The sequence below is a fragment of the Bacteroidales bacterium genome (assembly GCA_013141385.1).
GTDB lineage: Bacteria > Bacteroidota > Bacteroidia > Bacteroidales > Tenuifilaceae > UBA8529.
In genome coordinates, this window is record JABFRB010000016.1 from 69586 (window position 1) to 89103 (window position 19518).

Sequence of the window (19518 nt, forward strand, 5' to 3'; positions counted from 1 at the left end):
TCCAAACTATTTCCTCGTTTTTCTCTAAAATCAAAAAAACGTTGAGAGAATCTCTTTCACCACATATTTGCAGGAATTTTCTAAAATGTTCCGCTATTTTAACTATTATTCTGCTATTGTCGATTCAATCGGTAAAGTCGCAGAATGCGATACACCATAGGGATAGTTTAAAAACAAAGCACCTTTGGCTACTAAGCCAAACCCTTCCCGGATTTGGCCAAATCTACAACAAGCAATACTGGAAAGCTCCTGTTTTTTACGCTGGAATGGGAAGTATGCTTTACTTAGGAGTTAATGCCAACAAAACCTATAATCGGTATATGTTGGATTACAATAAAATAGATGCTTCCGATCCAAATAAGGAGTTTTTTAAGGAACGTTATACCAAAATGAAGCATACACGTAATTTATACTATGCTGGTGTAGGCGCTTTCTATATTGCCAGTGTAGTTGATGCAGTACTTGTTTACAATAAAAACAGCCACTCTCCGGCAACAGCATCAATCCTCTCAACCTTAGTTCCTGGTTTAGGTCAGGTTTACAATAAAAAATATTGGAAGGTTCCTATTGTTTATGGTGGATTGAGCACGCTTTATTTTATGGTTGATTGGAATAATAGGCGCTATTTAAGATTTAAGAATGCCTCAAAACAATATCCCCATGATGAATTTAATGGAGTCCGTACAAGGGATGAACTCAATATTTATAGAGACTCGTATCGTAAGAATAGGGATGTTTGTTTTCTCGGATTTGTTGCTGTTTATGTTCTAAATATCCTTGATGCAAATGTTGATGCCAACTTTTACGATTGGAATGTGGACGATAATTTAGCATTTCGTATTGAACCTACGATTATAAATGATAATTTTGCATCAATAAATTACACACAACCAGCATTTGGTTTATCTTGTAAGTTTAATTTTTAAAACAATACTATGAAGAGAATAATCAGCTACATTTTCACCCTATCTATTCTGCTGAATTACAATCAAGTTGATGCACAAAATACTAAACCAGCTATTCAAGACTCAACCCTTGAGAAAATTGGTCTTTCTGTAGATTTCAATAACAACCTCGATAGCCTATTAAATCTTTGGTATGTTCAACAATCTGTAGATTCTGCCAATTTAACTGCTAAAATGGAGTTGGATAGCACAGTTCCGTTGATAAATATTCCCGATTCTGTTTATACTAAACGCTTATCGAAAATAAATTCATTTATTGAACTACCATATAATAGTATTGTAAAGAGTTTTATCTCCATGTACACCCAAAACAGGAAGGAACTTGTTGGTGTAATGCTTGGATTATCTGATTATTATTTCCCAATTTTTGAAGAAACCCTCGATCTTTACCAATTACCTCAGGAACTGAGATATTTACCGATAATAGAATCTGCCTTGAATCCTAGAGCCGTTTCACGAGCTGGTGCAACCGGATTATGGCAGTTTATGTATGGCACTGGCAGAATGTACAAGTTAACCATAAATTCTTATGTTGATGAGCGTCGTGATCCAATCGCTTCAACCCATGCCGCTGCTCGTTACCTAAAAGATTTATACTCTATTTACAAAGATTGGACTTTGGTTATTGCAGCCTATAACTGTGGCCCTGGCAATGTTAATAAAGCTATTCGTAGAGCAGGGGGTAAGAAAAATTATTGGGATATATACTACTATCTTCCCAGAGAGACAAGAGGTTACGTACCTGCTTTTATAGCAGCAATTTATACCTATAACTATTATAAGGAGTATAATATTAAGCCTCAAATGGTAAATATTCCCCAAACATCAGACACCTTGATGATTAATCAATTACTTCACCTCCAACAAGTATCTGAAGTTCTTGGGATTCCAATCGGACTGCTTCGCGATCTAAACCCCCAGTTCAAACTTGATATAATTCCTGCAAAGGATAGAGCATTTGCTCTAAAAATTCCATTGGATGCTGTAGGTTCATTTATTGATAAAGAGAAAGAAATTTATTCATACAAGGATAGTATCTATTTCAACCCAAAAAACAGCATAAGCCCTACAAAGTTTACCTCATCGTATCAATATGATGTACCAGCAGGGAGCATTAGGTATGAATATAGGGTTCAATCAGGTGATAACCTTGGTTTTATTTCAGAGAGATTGGGCGTTAGCGTTTCACAGCTGCGATCATGGAATAACCTTTATAGTAATATGATCAGGCTAAATCAAAGGCTTGTGGTTTACGTTTCGCCACGAATAGCAACACAACTGGGCATTGCAGTTCCAACCAAAACTACACAAAAAATTGAGGCTGGTTATGTTGTGCATACCGTAAAACCTGGTGATACTTTGTGGACAATTGCTCGTCAATATCCAGGCGTATCTGGTGACGATATTATTAAGATCAATAACCTTAAAAGTGATAGGGTTTACCCAGGTCAAACATTAAAGATTAAAGCAAAGACCTAATCTCCATTTTAACATTACTGGTTTTCTGCAATATTTTTCTACCTTTAAACGGGTTGAACTAAAGAAAACTTTTATTAATGTTAAAACCATATAAAATATTCTTTTTTCTTTCGTTAATTCTAGTACTAGTATCTCTTCCTTCCTTTTTCTTTCCTGAAGGAGGGATTAAGTTTTGCAATATTTCTCTACACTATCCAAGTATCAATCAAATATTTGAGATTGATACGTTCCAAAATCAGAATCAACCTAATCTAAAACCCGAAATCGCTTTCCTCGATCGAATTTTAGATAGCACCCTGAAAACTAATAGTTTACAAAACCAACCTTTAAGTCCAATTAAAGATATTGATTCTACTAGCATTCAAGATTCTAGCAAAATAGCTGATTCCATTCCAAATAAGGCGTTTAGCACAGATTATCTTAAAAGTAAAATCAATAAGGTTCAATTTCCCGATAGTACAAACTACCCATTATCTGCCTTTTTTGAAGCTCTTCGTACAAGGGAGTGCAATAGGAAACTAATTCATGTATTACATTATGGCGATTCACAGATAGAGGGTGATAGAATAACATCCTATTTGCGATCAAGGTTGCAGGCTAAATTTGGAGGCGGTGGTTTAGGCTTAGTACACGCCGTACCACAAAGCAGCCAACCAGCAGCTATAATACAAACAAACTCCTCGAACTGGGAGAAAACAACACTGGCGGATCATGACAAAACACTTACTGACATTAACCGATTTGGAGTACTTGGGGGATACTCGGTTTATACACCAAATCACAATCTTTTTTCTAAATCAACAGATGAGGCATGGGTTCTTTTTCAAAGAACGGGTGGAATAGGTTCTGTACATAATTTTCAAAAACTAAGGCTCTTCTATGGCTTTAATAGTAAGCCATTTATGGTAGAGCTAAATTCCAAAGAAAAAACTCTTGATGCAGAAATTATACCGTCAACCAATAAACTTAATTCATTGACTCTTGATATAGCAAGCAGCATAAATACATTCGAAATTAAATTTAAAGGGGAGAACAGCCCGCTGATTTTTGGGATTTCGCTTGAATCGGAAAAAGGAGTTTATGTTGATAATATCCCAATTCGTGGCAGTTCGGGCACCAATTTTACAAAAACCAATATGGTTTTTATGAAAGATATGCTTCAAATGTTAAATACAAAGCTTATCATACTCCAGTTCGGTGTTAATGTTGTTCCAAACATTGTTGAAAGCTACAAATACTACGAGATTCAACTTTATAGTCAAATTAAGGCCATTCAGGCCGCCAAGCCAGATGCATCAATTATAATGATTGGAGTTTCAGATGTTTCTCGAAAGGAGGGGCTCCGTTTTGTATCGTACCCAAATGTTGAAAAAATAAGGGATGCACAAAAAAATGCCTCCTTTAAAGCAGGTATTCCTTTTTGGGATTGCTACGAAGCGATGGGTGGTAAAAACTCAATGGTTGCATGGGAAAATTCAAAACCTCCCCTTGCCACAAAAGATTTTATTCACTTTACCTATAGAGGGGCAAATCTAATTGCAGAAATGTTCTATGCCGCGCTAATGCTAGAGTATGATAATTATATTTTAAAAGTTAGCAAGCAGAAAATCAATCAATTTGTTTCAAGGGAGGATTCTTTAAATTTATCTGATAAAATGAATTAGCATCAAAATTTCATGTTTAATATTTGGCAATATATCATCGGCATATTCACTTACAACGAAAGCAGACCGATTATTTTTACGGAAGCATCGTTCTGGATATTCTTTACAATATTGCTATTTGGCTATTCTATTGTTTATAAAAAACATCTATTACGCACCATTTACTTACTCCTATTCAGCTATTTTTTTTACTATAAATCAAGTGGGTTATTCTTTGTTCTGCTCATTTTTGCTACCATTTGCGATTTTACAACAGGTATTTTAATACCAATATCATCAAAAAAATGGGTGAGAAGACTTCTTGTTGGGGTAAGCGTTTCAATAAACCTTGGCGTATTATCATACTTTAAGTACTCCTATTTTTATATCGATACTATAAATCATATTTTTGGTACAAACTTAGTGGTTGTAAACTACATATCGCTTTGGACAAATCAAATCTTCAGCGCTCATTTCGATGCTTCAACCATAATTCTTCCTGTTGGAATATCATTTTACACATTCCAGACGATTAGCTATACAGTAGATATTTACAGAGAAAAACTTAAACCGCTCCGTAATATCCTTGATTTTGGATTTTATGTATCATTCTTTCCGCAACTTGTTGCAGGGCCAATTGTGCGTGCAGCAGAGTTCATTCCTCAGATATATAAGAAATTTAGTCTAAGTTGGCAGGAGTTTAACCACGCTTACTTCCTAATCCTTAATGGACTTATAAAGAAGATGGTTATCTCCAATTTTATATCTATTAATTTTGTTGATAGGGTATTCGATAACCCGTTGAGCTACTCAGGGTTTGAAAACCTAATGGCAACCTATGGTTATGCAATACAGATCTACTGTGATTTTTCGGGTTATACTGATATTGCAATAGGCGTGGCTCTCTTATTGGGTTTCAGGTTACCTATCAACTTTAACTCTCCCTATAAAGCGATAAACATTACCGATTTCTGGCGGCGTTGGCATATTTCGCTCTCATCGTGGTTAAGGGATTATCTGTATATCCCCCTAGGAGGAAATAAAAAAGGGAAAACCAGAACCTATATAAACCTAATGATTACAATGCTCTTGGGTGGTTTGTGGCATGGTGCAAATATCCGATTTTTGATTTGGGGGGGCATACATGGAATATCTTTGGCAATTCATAAACTTTGGGTAAGCATATTCCCCGAGCCAAAGGTAAAATCTGCTGTTTGGAAAAGATTCCTAGCAGGGTTTCTTACCTTTCAGATTGTATGCTTAGCATGGATATTCTTTAGATCTACGGATATTGATAATGCGGTTAAAATGCTGCATCAAATTTTTAATCGATTTGGTTTCTCATCAATAATATCAAACCTTACTTCGCAGCTAAACATATACGGACTTATATTGATCGGTTTTGCAATCCATTGGCTACCAATATCATTTAAAGAAAGCTATAGGGGTGCATTTATTAAATCCCCATTAACCTTGAAAATAGTAGCAACCCTTATTATTGTCTTTATTATCATTCAAATTAAAACATCGGATATACAACCATTTATCTATTTTAGATTTTGATGCGTTTAGTTCTTCCTTGCCATACCCTTTATTTTAATTTTCTAAGCGACTATTTTTTATTTATCTTGCTCAATAATAGAATTTTTACTTATGAAATACATAGCGATTAAATCAGGTACATTATTAAAAACCACCCTCTTTATTTTACTACTAAACGGTTGTACTGTAGAAAAACAAACTAATTTGAGTGGTTTTATTGGCCCCAATGAATTTGTATTCATTGAATATTATTTAACACAAGAAGGTGAAGTTCTTAGCGGCACTCCACCACGAGGAATGAGAATCGATGGACCAACCTATAGGTTCGATAAAGAAACAAAACAGCTTGATATCCGCAGAAAAGATAATTTACTTCGCGATTCGATAAAAATCCTTTTAGGTAATGGTAAAATACTTAAAGGTTCTGCTGGAAGTGGGATTTCATTTAGGTTAACCAATATTACCAATCTGCCATATACCAATAATCAGTTAACTATCAACAAAATCGATAAAAATAGAATTTACTTTACGTTCGATAAACAGAAGTATACCCTTAAAACTATTGATGAATGGCAATCATCAACTACCAGAATTGATACAATTAAAACGGTAGAACCCACTATTATAAAAACAAAATTCACATATACATTACGATATCACGGAAAACTAAATAAAAAATCGATCACAGGAATTTAATAATCAACTCATAAACAATTCGATACAAAAGAGTCTTATCGATCGAAGAATTAAATTATCGGAATATTTTCTTCAAATAAAAAGACTTTCAATTATTATTGATTTTATTTGTAATGATTATTTCTACATTTGAGTCCATTTATTTAAAGAAATAGGTCTCCATGATTTAGGGTTTTAAGGCAACTACAAAAAAGAATTCAAATAATATAATTCTGATAATAAACAACTTGTAAACAACGCCTCGATGAAAAAAACATTTACTATTCTACTTTTATTATTACTAATTGTCAAGTTTACATCTGCCGATTCTGTTGATAAAAAAGATGCTCAACGAGTTGCCGAAAATTTTATCCGCGCTCAAATATCTGAAAAAGGCACAAATTTGACCGTTAGCAATATTTCTACCTTCGAATTTCAAGGTGAAACAACGATGTACATCATCTCTTTTAACCCTATGGGTTTTGTGGTTGTCTCTGCTGATGATAGAGCCAATCCGATTATAGGTTATTCAACAACAAACTCTGTGGGCGATGGGCTCAATAATCCTTCTGTTACAAATAGGTTTGAACTTTATAGTAAACAGATAAATGAAACAAAACTTCAAAAGGCTCAAAACATTGAGGTTAAGCAACGATGGGAAAACTATAAAGTAGGCCAACCAGCAAAAATACTCGCTGCTGTTAGCCCCTTGATTACAACAACATGGAATCAACAGGGAACTATAGCAGTTCCAACCTATAATTTATTTTGCCCCAATCATGACTATACTGGTTGTGTTGCCACTGCAATGGCGCAGATTATGAATTATCATAAATGGCCGGCACAGGGTCAAGGGTGGCATAAATATACTCCACAAACAAATCCCTCATATGGAATCCAATACGTTGATTTTTCATCGGTTAGTTATGATTGGGTTAATATGCCCAATTATCTAAATGGATCAAGTTCAACTACTCAGAAAGAAGCAATAGCAACCCTAATGTATCATGCTGGTGTTTCGGTTAATATGGATTACGCATCGGATGGTTCCGCCGCATTTAGTGCTGATGTTATGTATGCGCTGACAAACTATTTTAAATACGATCCTACTACAATCAAAGAGTATGAATTTGATGCGAGTAAAGTAACCGAATGGTTAACCATTGTTAAAGGTGAATTAAATCAAAATCGTCCTATTTATTATTCAGGGCAGGGCACTAGTGGAGGTCATGCGTGGGTGTGTGATGGATACGATGCGTCCGACAATCTTCATATAAATTGGGGTTGGGGTGGATACTTGAATGGTTATTTCGTAGCATCTGAAATGGATCCTGATGCTACCACAAATTTTAGTACATCTAACTCAATAATAGTTGGCATTAAACCTGGGCAAGTCAACCAAAGCATACTTTGGAAGAAGCAAAGTTCTGGCTTTACAGCAGCAGGAAGAGGCATTCAGAATATTTCAGCTGTTAGCGATAGAATTGCCTGGGCCGTTGCTTTCGATGGCAGTGCTGCTAATCCTGCAGCGAAAGTAAAAGATTTCACAAGAACAATTGATGGGGGGTTTACATGGTATTCAGGAACAATCAATGCTTCTGGAACAACAAATTATTCCGCAGCAATGATATCCGCTGTTAGCGACAAGAAAGCTTGGGTGGCGTTATTTGGTCCAACAGGGGGAGGTAAAATTGTTAATACCACTGATGGTGGAGCAACATGGCAAGTTCAATCTACTGCTACGTTTTCATCACCAAATGGCTTCCCAAATGTTGTATACTTTTGGGATGAAAATAACGGTTTTTGTATGGGCGATCCTAATGGAGGTTACTTTGAAATTTATACAACTACTAACGGAGGAAGCACATGGTCAAGAGTATCATCTTCAAAAATCCCATCGAATAGCACAGGAGAGTACGGAAATGTAAGTTACTACTCTGTATATGGCAATACTGTTTGGTTTTCAACTAATAAAGGTAGAATTTACAAATCCATCGATAAAGGATATAATTGGACTGCATACCAAACCCCTATTACCGATGCTTCTTTTGAACTCTCATTCAAAGATGATAACATAGGTATTATTCAAAGAAGAGGAACAGGATCAAACCCTTCATATAAAACAATTAATGGTGGTCAAAATTGGACTTTACTCACCTCAACAGGTAATTTTTACAAGTCAAGTTTTATGTTTATTCCTGGCTCTAACCTTTTAATTTCAACGGGGGCGGATTATACAACTCCTGCCGAGGGTGTTTCATATAGCACTGATAATGGCTCAACTTTTACCGATTATGCAGAATTCTATAAAAGTTACCAATTCCTTGCTATAGGTGCAGCGAGTGATAAATCTATTTGGGCTGGAGGATTTAGTAGTAATCAGTACTATGGCGGGATGTGGCATTATGGTGCTATTCCTATTTCAGCAGATTTCAAAGTAAATAATACACTTGCTCACCAAAATGATTCAACGGTAGTTTTTACCGATAAATCCTATGGTTCTCCAGAAACATGGTCGTGGAATTTTGGCGATGGCGCACTTCCCCAAACCAAAACGGGTGTAGGTCCTCACACAATAAAATATACTACCACAGGTAATAAGACAATTACATTGACCGTAACAAAAGGGACGGATCAACAGATTTATGTAAAAGAAAACTATGTTGCCGTTACTTGGCCTGTTGATGTTGAGACAAATGATATAAGTAAAAAATATTCAGTATTTCCTAACCCTGCTACTACCATTATCAAAATTGATGGTTATGAAAAGGGCACTGTTAAGGTATTTAGTTCTACAGGAGCGTTGGTGTTAGATATTGTAAGTTTACCAAGCGATAAATCTTTAAATATCAGTAGCCTCTCAAGCGGCGTTTACTTCATCAAGATTCAAACACCCGATGGAAAATCTGTAACAAAAAAACTGAGCATTCTCAAATGATAGTAAAAGAATAATTTCTTTAAAATGAAACGGTTTCAACAATAAATTGAAACCGTTTCATTTTTACTATAGTTGAATTCTATTTCACTACTTGCTTGTAAAAATCATTCCCCTTATCATCAATCAAGATAAATGCAGGGAAGTTTACTACCTCTATTTTATAAATTGCCTCCATTCCCAACTCAGGGTATTCAAGTAGTTCAACCTTTATAATATTCTCTTGTGCTAAGATTGCTGCTGGTCCACCGATACTACCGAGGTAAAATCCACCATATTTCTTACAAGCGTCTGTTACAACTTGACTTCTATTGCCTTTGGCAATCATTATCATGCTACCTCCAAGTGATTGAAATAGATCAACGTATGAATCCATACGCCCTGCCGTTGTTGGTCCAAATGAACCCGAAGCCATTCCAACAGGAGTCTTTGCAGGTCCTGCATAGTATATTGGATGATCTTTAATGTGCTGAGGAAGTTCTTCTCCTTTATCTAGTCGTTCTTTTAATTTAGCATGGGCAATATCTCTTCCAACAACAATTATTCCTGTTAACGATAAACGTGTTCCAACGGGGTGTTTGGATAATTCTGCAAGAATTTCCTTCATTGGTTTATTCAGGTCAACTTTAATTGCTTCTCCTTCATCAACCTTTCTATAATTATCTGGAATAAACCTTTCAGGGTTATTCTCCAACTTTTCGACCCAAATACCATCCTTATTGATTTTTGCTTTAATATTTCTGTCGGCAGCACAGGAGACTCCTGCACCAACAGGGCATGATGCGCCATGTCTAGGCAAGCGAATAATTCGAATGTCTAGTGCAAAATATTTACCCCCAAATTGTGCTCCAAGTCCTATACCATAAGCCAATTCTAAAACTTTTTTCTCCAACTCAACATCACGAAATGCCTGCCCATTTTCATTGCCCTCGGTTGGCAAATTATCCAAATATTTTGCTGATGCCAGTTTAACCGTTTTGATGCACGCTTCGGCTGATGTTCCACCAATTACAAATGCCACATGGTAAGGGGGACAAGCAGCAGTACCCAGTAGTTTAAGTTTCTCGACCAAATATTTTTGTAAACTTTGAGGATTTAGAAGTGCTTTTGTTTCCTGAAAAAGCATCGTTTTATTGGCCGAACCACCTCCTTTTGCAATAAATAAAAACTCGTATTCACTCCCATCGGTTGAATAAATATCTATTTGAGCAGGCAAATTAGTTCCAGAATTTTTCTCCTTGTACATATCAAGAGGAATCGTTTGAGAATATCTAAGATTATCCCCAGTATATGTCTTGTATACTCCAAGCGATAATGCCTCCTCATCTCCCCCACCAGTCCAAACCTGCTGACCTTTTTTTGCAAAAATTATTGCAGTACCAGTATCCTGACAGAAAGGAAGTATTCCCTTAGCTGAGATTTCAGCATTTTTAAGCATTACAAGGGCAACAAACTTGTCGTTCTTGCTCGCATTAGGATCATCAAGTATTTCTGCCATTTGCTTTATATGCTCAGTTCGAAGCATAAATGAACAATCGTGCATAGCAATTTTAGACAGCAATGATAACCCTTCGGGTTCAACCTTCAATATTTCCTTCCCTTCGAATTGAGACACTGAAATAAAATCTTTCGATAGTAAATAGTAATCGGTTTCATCTTTCCCAATGGGAAAAGGCTCTTGAAATTTAAAATCTGGTGTTGCCATAGGTTTTATTTTTTGAAAGGTTTCTTTAAAAGGAAAATTTGGGTAAAGTAAAGTTCACCGTCTTTACTCCTTGCAATACCAATACCTGTGAGATTGTAGCTCCCCTCAATATTTTGTTTATGCCCAGTACTTTCGAGCCAGCTCTCTAAAACACTTTCAGCATCAGGTTGCCCGCTAGCTACATTTTCAGCTATTGCATTACCACCAACTTTATTCATTAATCTATCGGCTCTACCATCAAATCCGTCATGGCTAAACGGAACAACACCATTGGCCATGTCCTTTGAATGCTTTAATGCTTCGGCGTAAATAACTTCATTAAACTGCAATTCGCCTAATCCAATCGATTTTCGATGAGCATTTACAAGTTCCAACACTCTTGTTTCCATCTCACCAAATGATTTTTTTTCAACAACCTGTGAAAGAACCGGATAAATTGAAAGAAGATAAATGGTTAGCACCGAAATTAACCTTATGTAGATTTTCTTCATCTATTAGTTGCAAAATAGTTTAGTGATTTCTTCTGGTGGGTTTCCTATAACTGCTTTGTATTTTCCAACCACTATAGGACGTTGAATCAATTTTGGATTTTCTATCATAATTTTTATCAACTCTTCATCAGTAAAACTTCTCCCTTTCAAAGATGTCTTATAGTACGCCTCATTCGTTCTGATTATTTGTATTGGCTTTAAATTGATTTTAAGTAATATTTCTTTAATCTCATTATGTGTAATTGGATCAGAAAGATAATCTCTTACCTCAATCTCTGAAGTCATTTTTTTGAGATAATCCAAACCTGCTCTACTATGCTTACAGTGTGAGTTATGGTAAATTTTATAGATCATATTATTATTTTAAAAAAGGATAAGTTACAATATCCTAAACACAGCATCAAGGAAAATGGTTATCAAAGAAACAAAATATTTGAAAGGAGAAAAAATTATAGATAATAACAGATGGTTAAATCATCTAAAAAATCATTACCCTATCAACTTATCGACATTTTTTTGCATTCTCGTAATATGAATTTACCTTTAGCAATTCAAATATCAAGAGGTAAAAAATGAAGCAGTACATTGATTTTCTTGATCATATTCTCGAAAAGGGGGCAAAAAAAGCCGATAGAACTGGCACAGGAACTCTCAGCGTTTTTGGCTACCAGATGCGTTTTGATTTAGCAGATGGTTTTCCCCTCCTAACCACAAAAAAGTTACATCTAAAGTCGATAATACATGAACTGCTTTGGTTTCTTAAAGGCGATACTAACATTAAGTATTTGAACGAAAATGGGGTTACAATTTGGAATGAATGGGCAGATAAAAATGGGAATCTCGGACCTGTATATGGTTATCAGTGGCGGTCATGGCCAACACCTGATGGTAAACATATTGATCAAATTTCCGAGGTTGTAAATTCAATTATCAACAATCCAGATTCTCGACGCCATTTAGTCTGTGCTTGGAATGTAGGCGAAATCGACAAAATGGCCTTGCCCCCATGCCATGCACTTTTCCAATTTTATGTTGCCGATGGAAAACTCTCATGTCAGCTATACCAACGTAGCGCTGATGTTTTTCTTGGTGTTCCATTCAATATCGCATCCTATGCTTTGCTAACGCTAATGATGGCTCAGGTTACTGGACTAAAACCCGGAGAATTTGTACATTCATTCGGTGATGCACATATCTACCTAAATCATATTAATCAGGTTAAACTTCAGCTAAGCCGTGAACTGCGGAATCTACCCAAAATGATTATCAACCCAAACGTAGAATCTATTTTTGACTTCAATTTTGACGATTTTAAACTCGAAGGGTACGATCCTCATCCACACATTAAGGGGGCAATAGCAATTTAGGACAAGATAAAAATACAATTAATTCACTTTTAAGAAGAAGAACTTAATGACCATCTCAATAATAGTTGCAGTTGCTGAAAATCAAGTAATTGGATACAACAACCAATTGCTTTGGCATATAAAAGAGGATTTACAACGATTCAAGAGTCTAACCATTGGACATCACATCATTATGGGACGAAAAACATATGATAGCATAGGTCGTCCGCTACCTGGTAGAACGAATGTAGTAATAACCCGAGATAAGAACTACCAAGCAGATGGTTGTATGGTTGTAAATTCGTTGGAAGATGCTTTAAATATCGCTAGTCAGGACAGCGAGGTTTTCATTATAGGAGGTGGAGATATTTACAGACAAACGCTTCCTTTGGTCAATAGAATATACCTTACCAGAATTCATGCTAGTTTTTCAGGTGATACCTTTTTCCCCGAACTGGATCTTAAAGAATGGGTTGCTGAAAGTGTTACAAAGGGAAAGCCCATCAATGATGATGGGCTTGGATATACATTTATCAACTTAGTCCGGGAAAAGAAGAACTAGGCTGCTTTCAATCGTTTAACATTTACTTTCTCAAGTTTTTTCTGTGCGTATTCAAGAGAAATTATCATCTCCTGATGATCTCCGGAGGGAAGTTCGAACATTGCATCCATCATAATAGCCTCACAGATTGAACGCAAACCTCGAGCACCAAGCTTAAACTCCATTGATTTATCAACGATATAATTCAGCACATCATCCTCAATTTCAAGTCTAATATTATCGTACTCGAAAAGTTTGATATACTGCTTCACAATCGCATTTTTTGGTTCTGTCAGAATGCTTCGCAAAGCCTCACGATCGAGTGGATCTAAGTAGGTTAAAATTGGCAACCGTCCTATAATCTCAGGAATTAACCCAAACACTCTAAGATCCTGTGGGGAAATATACTGCAAAAGGTTATCCTTATCAATATAATCGCGATTTTTGCTTGCACCATAACCCACAATTTGGGTATTAAGGCGTTGGGCAATTTTTTTCTCAATCCCCTCAAATGCTCCACCGCAAATAAACAGAATGTTCTTGGTATCCACTGCAATCATTTTTTGCTCTGGATGTTTTCGCCCTCCTTGGGGTGGAACATTAACAACAGAACCTTCGAGTAATTTAAGTAAACCTTGCTGAACTCCTTCACCTGAAACATCTCGAGTAATTGAAGGATTATCGCCCTTACGGGCAATCTTATCAAGCTCATCAATAAAAACAATTCCCTTCTCAGCCGCTTCAACGTTATAATCAGCGACCTGTAGGAGGCGCGTTAGAATACTCTCAACATCCTCTCCAACATAACCGGCTTCGGTAAGAACCGTTGCATCTACAATTGTGAATGGAACATGAAGCATCCGAGCAATAGTCCGAGCTAAGAGGGTTTTTCCTGTTCCTGTTTCGCCAACTAGTAGTATATTCGATTTTTCTATCTCAACCTCATCTTCGGTTTTACTATTCTGCATCAATCTTTTATAGTGGTTGTATACCGCTACAGATAGAAATTTTTTGGCCTCATCCTGCCCTATTACATATTGATCAAGAAATTTCTTTATTTCTTTAGGTTTAAGAAGTTTGCTTTTATTCAGTTTAAACTCACCCTTTTTCTTCAACTCCTCACGAACAATTAGGTTTGCTTGTTCAGCGCACATATCGCAAATAAAGGCATTAACACCTGATACAAGTAGGGTTACATCACGTCGATCACGACCACAAAATGAGCATTTATCGCTATTCTTCATCTATTTTACCGTCAATTTCAATTTGTTGTGTGCAAAGGTACAAATAATTTATAGTAAAATATTACCAAATATTTTCAGGCAAACTGGTTCCAATACAAATTTTTATTTAAGAAATCTATAGTATGATACTGCAACTATAAACACAAGACAAATAACAATTCCTATTACCAATAAATATAATGATCCACTTTGAGTTACAGGATTATCACTTCCTAAGACTTGGTATGCCGCCCAGAAATATGGATGCGATCGCAAAGGATCGGCTTTTCTAATAAAGTTTTTTTGAGCAGTTTGAAGCGAAACGCTAATACTTTCACCCTTTTTGATGTACTTAGAAAAATCAATAATTATCTCGGTTCCTGAACTATCATCAACCCTCCATTGTGTAGTGACTAACGAAGGACAACCTGCATAAAAAAATCCTCGTGCCAAACTAATAATCCCTTCGCCTTTTATAAGGTTACCATCACCACTTCTACATGCGCTAATAACTGTTAATCTACTCCTAAGTTTTAAATTAAATATTTCATAGGCATTCAAATAACCATCATTTACGGAATCAGATGTTTGGGTGAATATAAGTTTGGAGAAGTTTGGGTTTTTATCATCAATAAAAGTATGCATTGCTAAATGGATTATATCATACTTTCCGGCAATGGCCTTAAATCTACTTTCAGTTGCATCTTGATCCAAAAGTAAAACTCCTTTGAATCTTTTGCTGACCAAAACAGCTTCATTCTTTGCACCTGGAAGATCTAATAAATCCTGCCGATATACAGATCGCGATGCAATAGTGTCCCTAGTTTTTCCTTTGTATGAAGGGGCAATGGATATGCTTTTAATAAAGGTTATTTTCGGAGCATCTACCTGATCGGTTAGTAATTTTGACGAGAGGGAGTATGATATAGGATAAGTATTAACAAGATAAGGTAAACTAAAAAATTCCTTTGGGTTTAATTGCTTTTCAGTAATTAGAGCCGCAAATGGTATCGAAATTAACTCATTGTGAGGAACTATAACTAATTTTTTTCCTCTCATCTCGCTCTCATAGGGTTCTAAAAGAACGGAGTATAAATAGTAAGAGGAACTAGCAAAGCGTTTTACGTTTTCAATTGATAGGGAACTGAAATTACTAGGAACCAACTCCTCTCTAAATTGAGCAAGGTTATCATAAAAAGTTCTATCTAACTTCTGGATACTATGGGTTACCCTATACTTGCTAATTGCGAATGAGTAAAGATTTGAATCCGTTTTATAGTAATCAATTACCAGTTTATCGTTTGGTAATATTTTTTGGAGTTGTTGTATTGATACCGATGATGTATCATATTTTAGTTTATAATACTTAGGATAGTTGGTCTCTATTTCTTTAAGAATTGTACGATACTCATTTTGAGTATTAAATAGTTGTTCTTCATTTCGCTTTACCTGTTGCGTATTTATACTATTTAACTTTCTTTCTTCATAGAATTTTTCTGTAAGGTAATCGAATCGTTGTTTAATCTGTTGCTCCTGATTTTGCACTTCCAATGATACCCCAGAGATTGAAAGTCCTTTATTTTTTGATATCAACTCATGAAGAATTGCAGCCTTACTTTTGGATATCAACATAAATGCTTCAGTCAAAAATGAGCTATCAACACTTGAGAATTGAAAGGCACTTTCGATAGCTTTATCGTAAAAGTCGTTATATTTTCCTGAAATCAAGAGTTTATCATCTTCACTAAATAGTTTAAACCGGATATCCTCTGATAAGGAAATTGCCTTTTTATAATCCTTTAATGACTCTATAGCTTTTCCTCGATCCTTCTCAATAAGTGATTGTCTTGCATAAATATCACCGAATCCTTTAAAACTATAAGCAGCATTTGATAAAGAGAAAAAGTCGTTAGAATTAATGGTATTTATTGTTTTCGACTTTAAAAACAATTGCTCAGCTTGATCTAAGAGTCCCTGATAAAGTTTTAAATCACCGAGGTAATTGCATAATTGACATATACTTAAAATAGAATTTATACTTGTGCTTAGGCCTAGGGCTTTATTATAATAACTCTCCGCCTCGTTCACTAAAAAAAGTTTTTGATAACATAAACCTATGTAGGTGTATACACTTACATACTCTAATGGACTTTGCTCTTTAGCGTTTTTTAAAATTTCTTCAGATGCTTTAAAATGCAATAACGCATTTCGATAATCTTTGAAATACATATAGGTAATACCTAAATTATTATGAACGGCATAAACCAAGTTTGACTGGTGATTATATGCAAAAACTAAAATTTCTTCCCCATTTCCAAGTGCTTCGTCTAAAAACCCTGCAGTTCTGAAAGCAGAAGCCAATTTGAGCTTAGACAGAATCAACTTATAGCTATCAGGAATCGAATCGCTTTCAATTAAACGTATCCCTTTTTTGATGAATGAGATTGCTGTTTGAACATCATATAAACGGAGATAGCAATCTCCCATTTCAACATAGATGGTTCCGAGAATATTTTTACTAGGTTTCTCAACCTGGCTAATTATTCCCTCTGCTTTTTTATAGTAGATTAATGCTGAATCGGCAGATTTCAACTGCTGCTTGATGTTTGCAAGGTTTAGATAACCACTAGCCAATCTTGTTTTACTAAAACCAGGTATAAGCTGTTTTAAATCAAGAGATTTTTTGAAGTAAATGCCTGCCTTTTCGATATCGCCAGCCACAGCGATATCTACACCTTTATTATTAAAAGATTTTGCAAGGCTATCAAGCATCTTAGCCTTAGAACTAAGTAAATCTTGACCCTGAGAATTAACTAAATTAGAAAAAAGAATTAGTATCAATAGGGATACCGAAAATCTTAACTTTCCCGAGTATAATTTCATGTATGCAATATATACTAATTAGAAGAAATTGGCAAGTAAAATTTACTTGCCAATTCGTTAACTATTCTATTATAGAAAATTATTCTACTACTATATTATTATGGTTGTATAATATTGAGATTCTGTTACAGAAAAAGTTTTTTATCAAAAAATAAAAAAAATTGTGTCACTTTTTATAGTTTTGTGGAATATATAATTGAAGGGACAAACTAAATCACTAACCAAATAATATATTAAACTATGAAAACTCAAAGAAAAACTTTAGAAATGATTGCTCTTAGCATAAATAATCAAAAAGTACTGACCAATAATCAAATGAAAAGTTTAAATGGTGGCGAGAATCTTCCAATTGGTCAAGATCCAAAAATTTATATTAAGGAATAATTTACTTTCAACTAATAACTAAATTTACCAATAAACTAATTTCATGATTGTTTAAGAAAATTTTTGATGATACTTGAAAAAACATAAATTATCATGAATGATCCACACTAAATCAGAAAAAATTGTATAAGGAGTGTGGAAAATATTACCCCCTCATTATTTTCGAAAAATATAAGATTGCAAATATGTTTTCTTTTTTACTCAAACTCTACCAGGGTTTCTAACCTTGGTAGAGTTTTCTTATAATAAAACAACCTGTTTTTGGATTCTATATCTTTTACTAAAACAGTTCAGAAATCAAGTTTTTAAATCTACCTTTTTATCCTGTCTTTAAAAATATATTTAAGCGGGCTAAAGAATCGTTGTAACAATGTTAAATTTTCCGTTGTAATCTCTGCAATACCCGAAAGGTCTCTTTCAAAACTTAATTCTTGTCCGTACGAAGTAATTGGTCCCTTTGGTAAACGAACAACTACTGGAAATCCCTTTTCAACTGAACCGCTTGAAACAGAATGAATTATGCCTTCAACCATTCCGAATTCCATAAATGGGTAGCCATCAAGTTTAATGGTTACTCGCTGTTCCAGTTTTACTTTACCTGCTCCTTCAAAAGGTAGTGTTAACATTGCAAAAATCTCCCCTCTTTCTTCGGGATTAATCGTAAAAAGTCTATCTCCTGATTTTACCTCTTGCAGGTTACTCCAAACATTCATATATGTTAATTTTCCTGATGATGGGGCAATTAATAGATAAGTTTTCTCCCATGTTGAAAGGGTGCTTACCAACTGGTTATAACTATTCACCAAATCCTCTGCCAGTTTTTTGCTTTGGCTTTCTTGCTCAAGCCTAGTATCGATAATGCTTTGTTTAAGTCCTTCAATTGTTATTGCAGTTGTAGAGAGATTCAACCGAGCACTCTCAAGTAATTGACGTTTTGATAGTAATGCTCCTTGAGAACGTTCGTAATCAACAGCAGAAATTACCCCAGTTTTAAAGAGTGAAGAATCTCTGGCAAATTGCTTTTGAGTTAGTTCAAGATCTTTAATGGTAAGATTTCGCTGTGTCCACAGTCTATTATAGTACTGATTATACTGTTTAATCTGTGCTCCAATGGCTTTTATCTTTTGTTCATGGTAACTTTGTTTCAAAAACAACCGATACTCAAAGTATGATTTTGAAAAGGTATTAAACTGAGTTTGAATATCTCCTAAACTGAGTTTGTCGAAATATCTAGAATCAAGAAGGGTATCTGATACTTTTCTGAAATTAAACCCATCAATTATTTTTGAGAGATATTTAATATCTTTTAGTTTGGCTGGATTCTCAATTACTGCAATAGTATCACCTTTTTTAACAAGAGAACCATCAGTAAAAAGAATATCTGTTATCTTACCATTTGCTTTTGAAATAATAACCGAAGGTGGATTCTCACTTGTGATGATTACAGGAGCAACAATAATATCAGGATATTTAAAAAATGCACTACCAATAAAAACTATAGCAATAACCAGAAAAATAATTGTAATTCCCCACCGAACAATTCCCTTTGGAGGCACCCCAAGAATTTCGGCAATCTCCTCTGATCTGAGGTTGATTTTTTTTAATTGATCGCTTTCTTCCATTTTATTGAACACAATAGACGTTTAATAAAAAAATATTTCTGCTTTTGCTAAAAAGATCTTTTTCAAAAGAGATAGTTTCCAAAT

At 35.1% G+C, this 19518-nt stretch carries 15 protein-coding genes; 9 read left to right on the top strand and 6 right to left on the bottom strand.

Features of this window, described 5'->3' with window-relative positions; genetic code table 11:
- The first annotated feature begins 41 nt into the window (after positions 1-41).
- The 6 genes from HOO91_08830 (at position 42) to HOO91_08855 (ending at position 9242) form a co-directional block, all read left to right on the top strand.
- The gene (locus HOO91_08830) at positions 42-926 is read left to right on the top strand and encodes a hypothetical protein (GenBank protein NOU17649.1); all 885 of its coding nucleotides are present in this window, start codon (positions 42-44) and stop codon (positions 924-926) included.
- A 9-nt stretch (positions 927-935) separates the two neighbouring features.
- Entirely contained in the window at positions 936-2444 is a 1509-nt protein-coding gene (locus HOO91_08835) for a LysM peptidoglycan-binding domain-containing protein (protein NOU17650.1), read from the top strand.
- Between the two features lie 77 nt (positions 2445-2521).
- Entirely contained in the window at positions 2522-4108 is a 1587-nt protein-coding gene (locus HOO91_08840; GenBank protein ID NOU17651.1) for a hypothetical protein, read from the top strand.
- A 12-nt stretch (positions 4109-4120) separates the two neighbouring features.
- Positions 4121-5650 (top strand): MBOAT family protein, encoded by a 1530-nt coding sequence (locus HOO91_08845; GenBank protein NOU17652.1) that lies wholly within the window; start codon positions 4121-4123, stop codon positions 5648-5650.
- A 90-nt stretch (positions 5651-5740) separates the two neighbouring features.
- A complete protein-coding gene (locus HOO91_08850) occupies positions 5741-6325 on the top strand; it encodes a hypothetical protein (GenBank protein ID NOU17653.1) in 585 nt (194 codons plus the stop codon).
- Between the two features lie 244 nt (positions 6326-6569).
- On the top strand, positions 6570-9242 hold the full coding sequence (locus HOO91_08855; GenBank protein ID NOU17654.1) for a T9SS type A sorting domain-containing protein: 2673 nt from the start codon (positions 6570-6572) through the stop codon (positions 9240-9242).
- Between the two features lie 79 nt (positions 9243-9321).
- Here the strand turns inward: HOO91_08855 and HOO91_08860 are convergent, their stop codons facing one another.
- From HOO91_08860 to HOO91_08870, 3 genes are all read right to left on the bottom strand, one after another.
- Complete coding sequence (locus tag HOO91_08860) at positions 9322-10944, bottom strand: fumarate hydratase (protein ID NOU17655.1); 1623 nt, start codon at positions 10942-10944, stop codon at positions 9322-9324.
- 5 nt (positions 10945-10949) lie between these two features.
- Positions 10950-11333, bottom strand: a complete 384-nt coding sequence (locus tag HOO91_08865) for a CAP domain-containing protein (protein NOU17656.1) — start codon at positions 11331-11333, stop codon at positions 10950-10952.
- Between the two features lie 105 nt (positions 11334-11438).
- Positions 11439-11786: an arsenate reductase gene (locus HOO91_08870; protein ID NOU17657.1), complete on the bottom strand. Its 348-nt coding sequence runs from the start codon at positions 11784-11786 to the stop codon at positions 11439-11441.
- A gap of 221 nt (positions 11787-12007) precedes the next feature.
- Here HOO91_08870 and HOO91_08875 point away from each other — a divergent pair, with 221 nt between their 5' ends.
- Positions 12008-12802 (top strand): thymidylate synthase, encoded by a 795-nt coding sequence (locus HOO91_08875; GenBank protein NOU17658.1) that lies wholly within the window; start codon positions 12008-12010, stop codon positions 12800-12802.
- Positions 12803-12848: 46 nt separating this feature from the next.
- Positions 12849-13343, top strand: a complete 495-nt coding sequence (locus tag HOO91_08880; protein NOU17659.1) for a dihydrofolate reductase — start codon at positions 12849-12851, stop codon at positions 13341-13343.
- Here the strand turns inward: HOO91_08880 and clpX are convergent.
- Both clpX and HOO91_08890 read right to left on the bottom strand, forming a co-directional pair.
- Positions 13340-14566: an ATP-dependent Clp protease ATP-binding subunit ClpX gene (gene clpX / locus HOO91_08885; protein NOU17660.1), complete on the bottom strand. Its 1227-nt coding sequence runs from the start codon at positions 14564-14566 to the stop codon at positions 13340-13342. The genes HOO91_08880 and clpX overlap by 4 nt on opposite strands.
- Positions 14567-14668: 102 nt before the next feature.
- A complete protein-coding gene (locus tag HOO91_08890; protein NOU17661.1) occupies positions 14669-17428 on the bottom strand; it encodes a CHAT domain-containing protein in 2760 nt (919 codons plus the stop codon).
- Positions 17429-17668: 240 nt separating this feature from the next.
- Here HOO91_08890 and HOO91_08895 point away from each other — a divergent pair, with 240 nt between their 5' ends.
- Entirely contained in the window at positions 17669-17812 is a 144-nt protein-coding gene (locus tag HOO91_08895; GenBank protein ID NOU17662.1) for a hypothetical protein, read from the top strand.
- Positions 17813-18123: 311 nt separating this feature from the next.
- On the opposite strand, the gene HOO91_08900 is transcribed toward HOO91_08895, so the two are convergent.
- Positions 18124-19434, bottom strand: coding sequence for an HlyD family efflux transporter periplasmic adaptor subunit (locus tag HOO91_08900; protein ID NOU17663.1), 1311 nt, complete (start codon positions 19432-19434; stop codon positions 18124-18126).
- Between the last annotated feature and the right edge of the window lie 84 nt (positions 19435-19518).